Annotated in this window: 11 protein-coding genes and 1 pseudogene; 7 read left to right on the top strand and 5 right to left on the bottom strand. The window is 51.3% G+C overall.

The window, feature by feature from the left end; all coding sequences use genetic code 11:
- Positions 1 to 934, bottom strand: a 934-nt coding sequence (locus ABLU86_RS10310) for a BapA prefix-like domain-containing protein (RefSeq protein ID WP_348816937.1), incomplete at its 3' end; no start/stop codon positions are given.
- Positions 935 to 1,561: 627 nt separating this feature from the next.
- Between ABLU86_RS10310 and ABLU86_RS10315 the strand changes: the two are divergent.
- Positions 1,562 to 1,956 (top strand): annotated as a pseudogene (locus ABLU86_RS10315) (IS4/IS5 family transposase); the annotation flags it as partial.
- Between the two features lie 45 nt (positions 1,957 to 2,001).
- Here the strand turns inward: ABLU86_RS10315 and ABLU86_RS10320 are convergent.
- Positions 2,002 to 2,415, bottom strand: coding sequence for a CoA-binding protein (locus ABLU86_RS10320; protein WP_015704912.1), 414 nt, complete (start codon positions 2,413 to 2,415; stop codon positions 2,002 to 2,004).
- Between the two features lie 157 nt (positions 2,416 to 2,572).
- Between ABLU86_RS10320 and mgsA the strand changes: the two genes are divergently transcribed.
- Positions 2,573 to 3,031, top strand: coding sequence for a methylglyoxal synthase (mgsA, locus tag ABLU86_RS10325; protein ID WP_015367424.1), 459 nt, complete (start codon positions 2,573 to 2,575; stop codon positions 3,029 to 3,031).
- A 30-nt stretch (positions 3,032 to 3,061) separates the two neighbouring features.
- Here mgsA and helD read toward each other — a convergent pair whose 3' ends face one another.
- Positions 3,062 to 5,116, bottom strand: coding sequence for a DNA helicase IV (gene helD / locus ABLU86_RS10330; protein WP_046883503.1), 2,055 nt, complete (start codon positions 5,114 to 5,116; stop codon positions 3,062 to 3,064).
- Between the two features lie 123 nt (positions 5,117 to 5,239).
- Between helD and ABLU86_RS10335 the strand changes: the two genes are divergently transcribed.
- Both ABLU86_RS10335 and yccS read left to right on the top strand, forming a co-directional pair.
- Positions 5,240 to 5,686, top strand: coding sequence for a YccF domain-containing protein (locus ABLU86_RS10335; RefSeq protein ID WP_020079238.1), 447 nt, complete (start codon positions 5,240 to 5,242; stop codon positions 5,684 to 5,686).
- 17 nt (positions 5,687 to 5,703) lie between these two features.
- A complete protein-coding gene (gene yccS, locus ABLU86_RS10340; protein ID WP_020079239.1) occupies positions 5,704 to 7,839 on the top strand; it encodes a YccS family putative transporter in 2,136 nt (711 codons plus the stop codon).
- Here yccS and ABLU86_RS10345 read toward each other — a convergent pair.
- A complete protein-coding gene (locus tag ABLU86_RS10345) occupies positions 7,827 to 8,450 on the bottom strand; it encodes a TfoX/Sxy family DNA transformation protein (RefSeq protein ID WP_046883543.1) in 624 nt (207 codons plus the stop codon). The genes yccS and ABLU86_RS10345 overlap by 13 nt on opposite strands.
- Before the next feature lie 449 nt (positions 8,451 to 8,899).
- On the opposite strand from ABLU86_RS10345, the gene sulA reads away from it, so the two are divergent.
- Both sulA and ompA read left to right on the top strand, forming a co-directional pair.
- Positions 8,900 to 9,409: an SOS-induced cell division inhibitor SulA gene (gene sulA / locus ABLU86_RS10350; RefSeq protein WP_020079240.1), complete on the top strand. Its 510-nt coding sequence runs from the start codon at positions 8,900 to 8,902 to the stop codon at positions 9,407 to 9,409.
- 352 nt (positions 9,410 to 9,761) lie between these two features.
- Positions 9,762 to 10,814, top strand: coding sequence for a porin OmpA (gene ompA, locus ABLU86_RS10355; RefSeq protein WP_080473199.1), 1,053 nt, complete (start codon positions 9,762 to 9,764; stop codon positions 10,812 to 10,814).
- Between the two features lie 92 nt (positions 10,815 to 10,906).
- Here the strand turns inward: ompA and matP are convergent, their stop codons facing one another.
- Positions 10,907 to 11,359 (bottom strand): macrodomain Ter protein MatP, encoded by a 453-nt coding sequence (gene matP, locus ABLU86_RS10360; protein ID WP_015367432.1) that lies wholly within the window; start codon positions 11,357 to 11,359, stop codon positions 10,907 to 10,909.
- Between the two features lie 185 nt (positions 11,360 to 11,544).
- Here matP and ABLU86_RS10365 point away from each other — a divergent pair, with 185 nt between their 5' ends.
- On the top strand, positions 11,545 to 13,302 hold the full coding sequence (locus ABLU86_RS10365) for a Lon protease family protein (protein ID WP_046883504.1): 1,758 nt from the start codon (positions 11,545 to 11,547) through the stop codon (positions 13,300 to 13,302).
- Positions 13,303 to 13,360 lie beyond the last annotated feature (58 nt).

Below are 13,360 nucleotides of genomic sequence, written 5' to 3' on the forward strand. Positions count from 1 at the left end.
CGGTGTGCTGCGCCACATCATCCGTCACCTGCAGATCGCTGACCGGCGCCACGGTGGTGTCCACCGTGAGCACAAAATCCGGCGAGTGGCCGCTGGTGTGACCTTCCGTATCAGATACGGTGGTGCTAAGCGAATGTTCACCATCACTTAGTGTTGGGAGCGTAAAACTCCACTTCCCGTCAGCACCAACGACTACCTTACCCACTACAGTCGTGCCATCGTATATGGTCACTGTCGTACCAGCCTGCGCGGTTCCGCTTATTGTCGGAGTGGCATCATTGGTCAAGCCGCCGTTAGATATACTCCCGGTATGTAGAGCAACATCGTCTGTCACCGTAATGTTTTTAGCGGCGGAGAGAGGGTCGACTCCAGGCCCTGCATCCGAATCACTATCAGCATCTGCGTCACTATCTGCATCTGCGTCACTATCTGCATCTGCATCACTATCCGAATCCGAATCACTGTCCGCATCAGAGTCAGTATCATCATTCGAAGAATGCGAGGAATGATCTTTATCGGAAGCCCCCGCAAACATCGCCCCTATACCCAGCAAAGCCGCACCCGCCATTACCCATGGCGCGATACTGCCGCCGGAGCTTCCAGCGGCTAAAAGTCCTGAAATATCACTGATGAGAGAATAATGCGCATCGCCGGTTCCGGCTCCCTCAAGCCACCACAACGCGCCAGTGTCATCATCCTGCAACACTAAATCGCTATGATGTCCATTAGCATCATTAACAAAAAAGTTTTTTAATGTAACGGTGCTACCGTCATTTATTTTCAGAACAAGATCATTACCTTGCCTGGCATAGGAACTAATATCCTCACGCTTAATATGCAATACCACCACTGACTGCGTGTTTAAGCTAACTTGATTGCCATCAACGGTGTATTTCACACCAGTATCTTTTGCTGTCACATTTATATTTTTCATCAGGAAGCACCCTTGAGATGAAGACGCAGTCAGAGGTATGGGATAATTCTTAATTATGCATCTTATTAGATATACCAGAACCTCCGACCTCGCAAGGATGTTACAAAATAAAAACGAAACATACTGAAATAGTCACAACATCATGATTAAATTAACAAAATAATGAAAAAACACATTTTGACATGAGATTATTTTTCATGCCAGCTTTCCAACTCATAACTGAAATCTATGGTAATAAAAATTATACTTCCTGGTTTCTTCATTTCTTTTTGTATCAAGTTCGCGTCATATCAATAAAATCCGTGACGGACATCATCTATTTTAATGATAAAAAGATAAATTATTTTTAATTATTAAAATTTACAAACAACACAAAATAAACACCGTAACTTTTCCGCGGCAATTAAAAAAACGATTTTCGGAGTCTTTTTTAATATTTTCTTCATTCTATTACTGCCCACCAAAAATAAATAAACATCAGTTATATTGTGGGTAATTAACATTTATTAGATTACAACTTTATTGACGAAACGTTTCGCTCATCTAAATAAGTAATAACATCCTTGTTTGCAAATTAAGTCCATAAAAAACCCGCAAATGTGCTGAGGAATCCCCAGTAATGGCTCAATCTTCAGTAGTACGAATGAATTTGAAACCAGAAAAATCATGAAGCTATACAGCTGAAGAATGCAGATAGAGCAGAATTTCCGCGATGAAAAAAGTGAACGCTTTGAGTTTGGTCTGAGGAACAGTCACAGCCATTCAGCGGGTCGTCTGCTGACACTGAGTCTGCTGCAAGTCTGATGACTATAGTGATGTGGCCGTTGGGTTATCATGCTGAAAAAAAAGGATTTCATCTTAGATATCAGGCGAACAGTCTGAAGTCGAGAAGAGTTATTTCGTATCTGACATTAGCGGAGAATATGCTGAGACATTCTCCGCTAGTTTTAAAGGGAACAGTGCTAAGCACTGTTCTTAATCACCCCGCCAGAACCTACCAGAATATGCTACTGGTTTATTAGCGCTGAGTTTGTGGGGAGCCCTCAGCGCAAATGCGGGGTTTTACTTTACTTCGCTAACCCTAGTCGGGGAATTTCAATGGCCGGGCAACGGTCCATAACCACATTAAGTCCAGCTTCACGTGCCATAACCGCTGCCTGCTCATTAATAACGCCAAGCTGCATCCACAACGTCTTCGCACCAATGGCAACCGCCTCTTGCGCCACCCCCCACGCCGCTTCAGAGTTGCGGAACACATCGACCATATCGACTTTTTCCGGTACCTCCGCCAGAGTGGCATAGCCCTGTTGACCGAGCAGCGTTTTACCCGCTACCTTTGGTGAAACCGGAATGACGTGGTAGCCCTGTTCCAGCAGATATTTCATTACCCGATAGCTCGGGCGATCGGGTTTGTCGCTGGCGCCTACCAGCGCAATCGTCCGGGTGGTGGTCAGAATGCTAGCAATATCGTTCTCTTTCATCATAATCCTCCTGCGCTTTAGCCCTAGTGTAAGCTAATCCATGTAAACCAGCCATCAAGCCTAACTCACAGATACGGCAAAATTTTTCTTTCCGACGCTTGCAGCATCAGTCACTTCCAGTACTCTGTCTGCAGGTTAATATAAGTGGAACCCAATTATGGAACTGACAACACGCACCTTACCCGCACGCAAACATATCGCGCTGGTAGCACACGATCACTGCAAAGATCTGCTGATGAAATGGGTCGAACGTCACCAGGCGCTACTGGCTCAGCACCAGCTCTATGCAACCGGGACCACCGGCAACCTGGTCTCACGCGCCACCGGGCTGGAAGTGAAAGCGATGCTGAGCGGACCGATGGGCGGCGACCAGCAGGTGGGCGCGCTGATTTCGGAAGGGAAAATTGATGTACTGATCTTCTTCTGGGATCCGCTCAATGCGGTACCTCACGATCCTGACGTCAAAGCGCTCCTGCGTCTGGCGACGGTGTGGAATATCCCGGTAGCCACGAATGCCGCCACCGCTGACTTTATTATCCAGTCGCCGGACTTTAATCAACCGATTGAAATTTTAATCCCTGATTACCAACGCTACCTTGCCGAGCGCCTGAAGTAATCCCCACGGCGGCCTGATGGCCGCCGACGATCAGGGCTTTCGCGCTACCGGCACGCCCAGTTCCTGCAGTATCTCAACAAATGACGAAGGCCGTTCTTTATTGAACAGCAGCCAGACCCGCAGGCGAGCGCGGGTTATCGCCACATACAGTAGCCGACGCTCTTCAGCATCCGGGAAATCTTCCGGCTGTGGCAACAACGCTTGTTCCATTACCGACTCTCTTGCCGGCGCCGGGAAGGCGTCATCCCCCTCCTGCAGGCCCAACACAATAACAAAGTCAGCCTGCTGGCCTTTGCTGGCGTGAATTGTCATAAAATCTAGCTGTAGATGCGGCCAACGCGTTGCGGCCTTTTCCAGCGCGGCGGGCTTCAGATGGTGATAGCGCGCCAGCAGCAAAATTCGCTGTTCGGGTTTAACGTAGCCGCTCAACTTGTCGAGCAGATCGTCGAGTTTATCGTCAGGCAGCAGGGTCACCGCTTTCTTATCGCCAGCCGTGAGGCTATTCAGCGGTTTAGCCAGTTGATGCGGGTTTAGCTGAATAAAACCGTTGGCAATCTCGCCGATACGACCGTTAAATCGATAGGTGGTATCCAGCGCACAACAGTCCCCTTCACCAAAGTAGTGGTTAAATGCCGTGGTTAAAGAGAGCTGCGCGCCGCTGAAGCGATAAATCGCCTGCCAGTCGTCACCCACCGCAAATAACGAGGTCTGTTTATTTTGCCGGCGCAACGCCGCCAGCAATTCAGCGCGCTGTGGAGAGATATCCTGAAATTCATCCACCAGAATATGTTTCCAGGGGCTCACAAAACGGCCTTTATCCAGTATGTTAACCGCCTGGTGTATAAGCCCGGAGAAATCAACGGCATTTTCCTCTTTCAACGCTGCTTTCCAGGCTTTCAGCAGCGGGGCCATCAGTTTCACACGCTTATTAAAAAGATCGCGGACTTCTTCAGGGGCGCTGGCGATCATCTCCGCCTGCGAGCCGCCGTGCATGCGCATTAAACTAACCCAGCGGTCAAGGCGGCCGGCCAGGCGGCGCAGCAGCGCGCGATCCTGCCAGAAATCGCCTTCGTCAATCTGCCACTCCATCTCATCCACCAGCCACTGACGCCAGCCTTTGGCCTGCGCTTTTTTCTCCTGACACTGCTGCTGCCAGGCCTTCAACAATAGCTTTTGCCGGGCGGCTGTATCGTTTTCCAGCTTACTGATCGCCGGCACTTTCTTGCTGCCCTGCTGAATAATATGTAACGCCAGTGAATGGAAAGTTCGCGCGGCAATCTCGTCAGTTCCCAACCGCTCCTGAATACGTTCATCCATTTCCTGAGCCGCCTGACGGCCAAAGGCCAGTAGGAGGATCTGATCCGCCGCTGCTTCGCCGCGATTTAATAACCACCCGGCACGAGCGACCAGTACCGACGTTTTGCCGCTACCGGCGCCAGCAAGAACCAGCAGCGAACGCTCGCCGTTAACCACCGCCCGCGCCTGCGCCGGGTTGAGCGGCGAAGACTCAATCTTATCGAAGAAACCGCGATACTGTTCCAGCATAGCTTCGGTATAGGCTTGATTATGCGCCAGGCGAGCCTCGTCGATATCGCTAAGCCAACATTGACACTGGCGCCACAGTTCGCGGCAATTATCGAATTCATCCAGACGGCTCTCAGGGAAAGGTAACCCGGTTAAAGCCCGGCGGATTTTATCCTGCACGTCCGCGACCTGCTGGCGCGTCAACCACTTACCTTCGGCGCTGGCTCGTTCAATTTCACTTAACTGCTGGCGCAGCAAGTCCGCGGCGATTTCGCTCATCTCCGCGCTCCACTGCTGCCAGAGATTATTGAGATGATGAAAGAAATGCTGCGTCTCAGTCCATTCGGTACCATGCAAACGCACAACTTTGCTTTCCGGCAGCACGAACTCCAGCTCGCCCCACACAAGGCCACGCTTACATTGAACTGACAATAACTGATTGAAAGGTATAAGATACTCATGACGATCGCCTGAGACTTTGACCCCGGCATTAAGCAACTGCACCCGATCATAAGGATGCTGTGCCATGCGTTTGCCCAATGTTGTCGCTTTAAGTTCCATATATCGCCAAATTTCAATCAGTTTGAATGTTTTTAAGTTTAACCGCCCGCGAGCAGGTGCTCCAGCGCAAAAAAACGTTACAATTGCCGGGTCTTATTATCCACAGGGTTAACCAGAGGGTTTATGCGTACCATTCTGAATATTTTGAACTTTGTTCTTGGCGGTTTCGCCACCACGCTCGGTTGGCTACTGGCGACGCTGGTCAGTATTATTTTGATCTTCACGTTACCGCTGACGCGTTCATGTTGGGAAATCACCAGACTATCGCTGTTCCCCTACGGTAATGAAGCAATTCATGTTGATGAACTGGAACCTGAAGCAAAAAACAGTTTACTGAACGCGGGCGGCACTATTTTGAATATTTTGTGGTTCATGTTCTTCGGTTGGTGGCTGTGCCTGATGCATATTTTCAGCGGTATTGCGCAGTGCCTGACCATCATTGGTATCCCCGTGGGGATCGCCAATTTTAAAATTGCCGCCATTGCACTTTGGCCGGTAGGACGCCGCGTGGTCTCCGTTGAAACGGCTCGCGCCGCGCGCGAAGCCAACGCCCGCCGTCGCTTTCAGTAATTGTACGGAACACTGTTATGTTAAGCCCCCTGCTCCGCCGTTATACATGGAATAGCGCCTGGCTATATAACGCCAGGATATTTATTGCGCTTTGTGGCACCACGGTTGCGCCGTGGTGGATTGGCGAAGTCAAACTCACCATCCCGTTAACGCTTGGGGTGGTTGCCGCGGCGTTGACCGACCTCGACGATCGCCTTACCGGGCGGTTACGTAATCTCGCTATTACGCTGGTCTGCTTCTTTATTGCCTCCGCGTCGGTGGAGTTACTGTTTCCATGGCCGTGGCTGTTTGCTATTGGGTTAACCCTGTCCACGACGGGTTTTATCCTGCTCGGCGGGCTGGGTCAACGCTATGCCACCATTGCTTTCGGCGCCTTACTGATCGCTATCTACACCATGTTAGGGGTCACTCTGTATAACAGTTGGTACCTGCAGCCGCTCTTTTTGCTGGCTGGCGCCATCTGGTACAACGTATTGACGCTCGCAGGACATCTTATTTTTCCCATCCGCCCACTGCAGGATAATCTTGCGCGCAGCTATGAACAGCTGGCCCAATACCTTGAACTTAAATCCCGACTGTTCGATCCGGATATCGAAGATGAAAGTCAGGCCCCGTTGTACGATCTGGCGCTCGCTAACGGCAAGCTGGTTGCGATGCTTAACCAGACGAAAGCGTCTTTACTGACACGCCTGCGCGGCGACCGCGGGCAACGCGGCACTCGTCGCACCCTTCAGTATTATTTCGTCGCCCAGGACATTCATGAGCGTGCCAGCTCATCACATATTCAGTATCAGACGCTTCGCGACCATTTCCGCTACAGCGATGTGATGTTCCGTTTCCAACGGATGTTGTCAATGCAGGCGCAGGCCTGTCAAAAACTTTCCCGCGCCATTCTCTTACGCATCCCGTATCAGCATGATGCGCACTTTGAACGCGCCTTTATGCATCTGGACGCGGCGCTGGATCGCGTCCGCGCCAGCGGCGCGCCGCAAGATCAGGTCAAAGCGCTGGGTTTTCTGCTCAATAACCTACGCGCTATTGATGCGCAATTGGCAACTATCGAATCGGTGCAGACCAGCGTGCTGGCCAGCAACCATCCCGAAAATCTGCTTGCCGACGATCGCCCTAGCGGGTTTAGCGATATCTGGTTACGACTGCGCAGCAATATGACGCCGGAATCGGCGCTTTTCCGCCACGCGGTGCGAATGTCACTGGTGCTGTGCGCGGGCTATGCGTTCATTCAGTTTACCGGCCTCAACCACGGTTACTGGATTCTGCTTACCAGCCTGTTTGTTTGTCAGCCGAACTATAACGCGACCCGGCATCGTCTGGCGTTAAGGATCATCGGTACATTGATTGGCGTCGCGATCGGCCTACCGGTGCTGCTGCTGGTTCCCTCGGTTGAAGGCCAGCTGCTGCTCATTGTACTAACCGGCGTGCTGTTTTTCGCTTTTCGCAACGTGCAGTATGCGCACGCCACTATGTTTATCACGCTGCTGGTACTGCTGTGCTTTAACCTGTTAGGTGAAGGATTCGAAGTCGCTTTACCGCGTATCCTTGATACGCTGATCGGCTGCGCCATCGCCTGGGCGGCAGTGACCTTTATCTGGCCTGACTGGAACTTCCGTAACTTACCTCGCGTACTGGATCAGGCCATCAACGCTAACTGCCGTTATCTTGACGCTATTCTCGAGCAGTATCATCAGGGGCGCGATAACCGTCTTGAGTATCGCGTTGCCCGGCGTAACGCACATAACCGGGATAGCGAACTGGCATCAGTGGTATCAAATTTATCCACAGAGCCTAAAGCCGACACCACGATGCGTGAAACGGCATTCCGCCTGTTGTGTCTTAACCATACCTTTACCAGCTATATTTCCGCGTTGGGGGCGCACAGGGAAAAACTGACGACTCCGGAAATACTGGCGTTACTCGATGATGCCGTCTGCTACGTCGATGATGCGCTGCATCATTCTCCCGCAGACGAACAGCGTGTTCAGCAGGCGCTCAGCAACCTGCAATCGCGAATTCAACATCTGGAGCCGCGAGCCGACAGTAAAGAACCATTGGTCCTGCAGCAGATTGGGCTACTGCTCGCACTGCTGCCGGAAATATGTCGTCTGCAGCGCCGGATTGCTGGTCAACCGGAATAATCCTCCACGCTGTATCCTTGTGTATTAGCCCACTCCCGTAGCTCCTGGCGCCGCTGCGCCGGGAGCGCGGCGGAATGAATGCCGGCAATCGCGCCCGCCAGGGACTCAAGGACATTGATTGATATTCCTTTATTATGCTCTCTCAATTTTAACCAGCTCTTTTCCGCCCCGAGTGTACGCAGCATTTTCACATCGGTTATTCCGGCATGGATCAACATCAACTCCATATGGAAGCTGATATTAGGCAAATTCTTTAGTCTGCCGGCATCACGCTGATGCTGCTTTTCGCTTCGCGCCGAATGCAATGACAGCTGCGATAGGTGAAACAGCATTTTACTGTCCTGCCATAGTGCTTCATCTATCCGGTAATACTTTAAGGCCACTGGCCGGCCATTCTTGCGCATCATCAGCATCGGGCTGTGATGTTCAACCCGATAAGAGGCGCTTTGTTCGCAAACCCTAAGATAGATTTCGCCCTCAGCCACCATGGCGAATACGGTATTTTCAATCGCCAGACTATACCCGCCGAATAAAGGCCGGCTACTGATTTTACCTAAGGGGGAAAGGCACTCCTGAAACTGGAGGAACCGTAATTTTGAAATTTTCTTCATGATCATTCCTTTGGTAATCATGCACATAAAAGTAATTTTATTAACGGATCCGTTATTGAAGAAAATAAGTGAGTTCGTTTTGTGCAGCAAGATGAATTTTGGCTTCATCTCAATCAGCTCGCTGTTTTGCGAGGCGCTTTCAGGAAAAAGTTATTCTGCAAATTGTGTTACAGAGACTCGCTGAATACTTAAGCAATGTTAATTGATGAACAGCATATCGGCCCCATTGACGACACGCCCGGTAGCCGTGAAGTAAAGATTAACGGAGGAAAATGTCGCCTGCGGGTTCAGCATAGAGACAGTGAATTCATATAAATAAGTCGCCGCAGCGATAATTCATAGCCGGGTAGAGTGCATAAAATATATGCAAAAATGGGAAAATGAGGTTGACGACGCCCCCTGGCAGATATACTGTATATGCATACAGTAACCCACAGGCGAGATAGACTATGTTTACTTCAGCTCACGCAAATCGTTCACCACTGACTTCGGCTTCAGTACGTCGCCCTTCGCACAGCGTCGTCGAACATTCAGCCACTGGGCTGATTAGTGAAATCGTCTATCGCGAAGATCAACCCATGATGACGCAGCTTTTACTGCTACCTTTATTACAGCAGCTTGGCCAGCAGTCGCGCTGGCAACTGTGGCTCACCCCGCAGCAAAAGCTGAGTAAAGAATGGGTACAGTCGTCCGGCCTTCCGCTTTCAAAAGTGATGCAGATTAACCAGATGTCGCCCTGCAATACTCTGGAATCGATGATTCGCGCTTTACGTACCGGGAATTATAGCGTGGTTATTGGCTGGCTGACGGATGAACTTACTGAACAAGAACATGAACGTCTGGCGCTCGCCGCAGAAGAAGGTCATGCGATGGGCTTTATCATGCGCCCGGTGAGAAATACAAGCCAGCCTGGGAGACAATTAAGTGGGCTAAAAATTCACTCAAATTTATATCATTGAGTGAAATTAGGATTAATCCTGGAATTTTTTTTGCCTCGTCAAAAACCATTCTCGCAAAGTGGCTAATTTCACAGAGATCCCGGTGTGGTGCGGTTTTGCGACTTTTCACCGCGTTCACAAATTAACCATATTTGTTAAATATTGTGTATACAACCCTTTTTTTTCATATGCCTGACCGAGTTCACACTTGTAAGTTTCTAACTAAGTTGTAGACTTTACATCGCCAGGGGTGATCGGCTTACGCTGCATGTATCAGCATAGTTAACAACGAGTCACGCCCCCGGTGAAGGATTTAACCGTGAGGTCTTATGTACCTTCATGGCGAATTTTGGATGATAATGAGGCGCAAAAAATGAAAAAGACAGCTATCGCGATTGCAGTGGCACTGGCTGGCTTCGCTACCGTAGCGCAGGCCGCTCCGAAAGATAACACCTGGTATGCAGGTGGTAAACTGGGTTGGTCCCAGTTCCATGACACCGGCTGGTACAACAGCAACCTGAACAACAATGGTCCGACCCACGAAAGCCAGCTGGGCGCTGGTGCGTTCGGTGGTTATCAGGTTAACCCGTACCTCGGTTTCGAAATGGGTTACGACTGGCTGGGCCGTATGCCTTACAAAGGCGACAAAGTTAACGGCGCATTCAAAGCTCAGGGTGTTCAGCTGACCGCTAAACTGGGTTACCCGATCACTGACGATCTGGACATCTACACCCGTCTGGGCGGCATGGTATGGCGCGCTGACTCCAGCAACAGCATCGCTGGCGACAACCACGACACCGGCGTTTCCCCAGTATTCGCTGGCGGCGTTGAGTGGGCTATGACCCGTGACATCGCTACCCGTCTGGAATACCAGTGGGTTAACAACATCGGCGACGCTGGCACTGTAGGCGTTCGTCCGGACAACGGCATGCTGAGCGTTGGTGTTTCCTACCGTTTCGGTCAGGAAGACAATGCACCGGTTGTAGCTCCGGCTCCAGCTCCGGCTCCGGAAGTCACCACCAAGACCTTCACCCTGAAGTCTGACGTACTGTTCAACTTCAACAAAGCAACTCTGAAACCAGAAGGTCAGCAGGCTCTGGATCAGCTGTACACCCAGCTGAGCAACATGGACCCGAAAGACGGTTCTGCAGTTGTTCTGGGTTACACCGACCGCATCGGTTCCGAGCAGTACAACCAGAAACTGTCTGAGAAACGTGCTCAGTCCGTTGTTGACTACCTCGTAGCTAAAGGCATCCCGGCTAACAAGATCTCTGCTCGCGGTATGGGCGAATCTGATCCGGTTACCGGCAACACCTGTGACAACGTGAAAGCTCGCGCTGCACTGATCGACTGCCTGGCTCCGGATCGTCGCGTAGCGATCGAAGTTAAAGGTTACAAAGACGTAGTAACTCAGCCGCAGGCTTAAGTTTCCTACGATAAAAAACCCCGCTGATGCGGGGTTTTTTTTTGGCCTGATTTTGAGTTCAGAGGAAAATCTCAAGCAACGTTGGCCGCTACTTACTCTTTTCCTAAGAGCACCTGCAGATCGTGCTTCAGGCTCGACATCTTGCTGGCATATTTTTCTTTATGCTCGGCGTCTTCAATTAGCTGTACGATGGTTTCTGATAATGTCTTGCCTCGCCGTTGCGCAAGCCCGGCCAGGCGTTGCCAGACAACGAACTCCAGATCGATGGACTTTTTCCGCGTATGCTGATGCTCGGCGTTAAAATGACGCTTGCGTCGTGCGCGAATAGTCTGCTTCATCCGGTTAGCGAGCTCCGGATTCATATGCTGATCGATCCAGGTATTCACCAGAACAGGTTCATTTTCGAGCGTCAGCAAGACATCGACCGCGGCTTGCGCAGCGCTGGCTTCAATGTAGCGGGTAATCAACTCACCTTCCCGGTGCTTCTTTACCAGATATTTCCATTTCCAGCCGCTTTCAAGGTTTTCCAGTTGTTGATATTTCATTGCGATCTCAATGTGACCGTGTAACTCATTTCAGGATATCAGTTTTTTCTGGATGTGCTGAGAATAAATCATCTTTCGTGAAGTGGACGATTCCATTATCAGCGTGATAAACGCAATCCTCCGTGTGCGCAGACGAGGTATCGGGTATAATCGCTCGTTTTACATCTGACTAAAAAACAGCGACTTTGACCATTACGAAACTTACCCGAAACGACCTCGCTCCTGATACGGAAAGTTATCAGGCGCTGTTTACCCAGGTCAATCTCGCCGAGACAGAGGCATCCCTCGCCGGCGATCTACAACCCCGTTTATTTTATGCGCTGGAACAGCTTCTGATCACGCCAGCCATTTCATCATTTATGCTGGTAAAGGCACCGGAAGAGCCGGAGTATCTGCATTGGGTAGCCGAAGCCGCGCGCAGCCTGCAGCAGTCCACGACAGCGCTATGCGGTGTACGCTATCAGGTCAACGGCGGCAACGTAACCATGTCGCCGGCACAAAGCGCGGAAGACAGTTTTGCCAGCAACGGTCCGGTTGAATCCGCCGACTGGATTGAAGCGGAACAGCTCTTTGGTTGCGTACGCCAGTTTAACGGCGAAATTTCGCTGCAGCCTGGTCTGGTGCACCGCGCGAACGGCGGCGTCCTGTTGCTCTCCCTGCGTGCGCTACTGGCCCAGCCGCTGCTATGGATGCGCCTGAAGAACATGGTGACCCGTCAGCGCTTTGACTGGTTGTCCATTGATGAATCCCGCCCTCTTCCCGTTAGCATTCCTTCCATGCCGCTGAACCTGAGGATCATTCTGATCGGCGAGCGTGATGCGCTGGCTGACTTTCAGGAGATGGAACCGGAACTCGCGTCGCAGGCCATTTATAGCGAGTATGAAGATAACCTGCAGATAGCCGATGCCGACACCCTGAAACTCTGGTGCCAGTGGGTCTGGCAACATGCTCGTCAGCTTTTGCTGCCGGGGCCGGCGGCTGACGCATGGCCGCTGCTGATTGAAGAAGGCGTGCGCGACACCGGCGATCAGGAGACGCTTCCGCTTTCCCCTCTCTGGATTGGCCGTCAGCTGCGTGAAGCGGCAGCCTTCTGCGAAGGCGAATTGATTAGCGGCGCGGAGATGCAAACTATGCTTGAGCGCCGTGAATGGCGTGAAGGCTATCTTGCCGAGCGAATGCGCGATGAAATTCTTCTCGATCAGATCATGATTGATACCGAAGGCGAATGCATTGGCCAAATCAATGCCCTGTCGGTAATCGAATTTCCGGGCCACCCGCGCGCCTTTGGCGAACCTTCGCGCATCAGCTGCGTGGTACATATCGGCGACGGCGAATTTATTGACGTTGAGCGTAAAGCTGAACTGGGCGGCAATATTCACGCCAAAGGCATGATGATCATGCAGGCGTTTATTATGTCCGAGCTCGAACTTGAACAGCAGCTGCCATTTAGCGCTTCACTAACCTTCGAGCAGTCCTACAGTGAAGTGGATGGCGATAGCGCCTCAATGGCTGAGCTGTGCGCGCTTATCAGCGCGCTGGCCAATGTGCCGATCAACCAGAGTATTGCGATTACCGGCTCGGTCGATCAGTTCGGTCGCGTCCAGCCGGTCGGCGGACTGAATGAAAAGATTGAAGGTTTCTTCACCATCTGCCAGCAGCGCGGATTAACAGGCAAGCAAGGCGTTATTATTCCGTCTGCCAACGTCCGCCATCTGAGCCTGGCACAGGAGCTTCGCCAGGCGGTGGCTGACGAACAGTTCTTTATCTGGGCCATTGACGACGTTACCGAAGCCCTGCCGCTTCTCACCCAGCTGCAATGGGATGGTGAAGGACAAACGCTACGACAAACTATTCAGGAACGGATTGCGCAGGCGATGCAACAAGAGACTCGCCATCGTTTTCCATGGCCGCTACGCTGGTTAGGCGGATCAAATTCGAACTGATCGGACTTGTTCAGCTTACACGTGTTAGCTATCCTGCGTCCCGAACTCAAAATAAGGC

This window comes from Klebsiella sp. JN_Kp121, from assembly GCF_040062145.1.
Classification (GTDB): Bacteria; Pseudomonadota; Gammaproteobacteria; order Enterobacterales; family Enterobacteriaceae; genus Klebsiella; species Klebsiella aerogenes.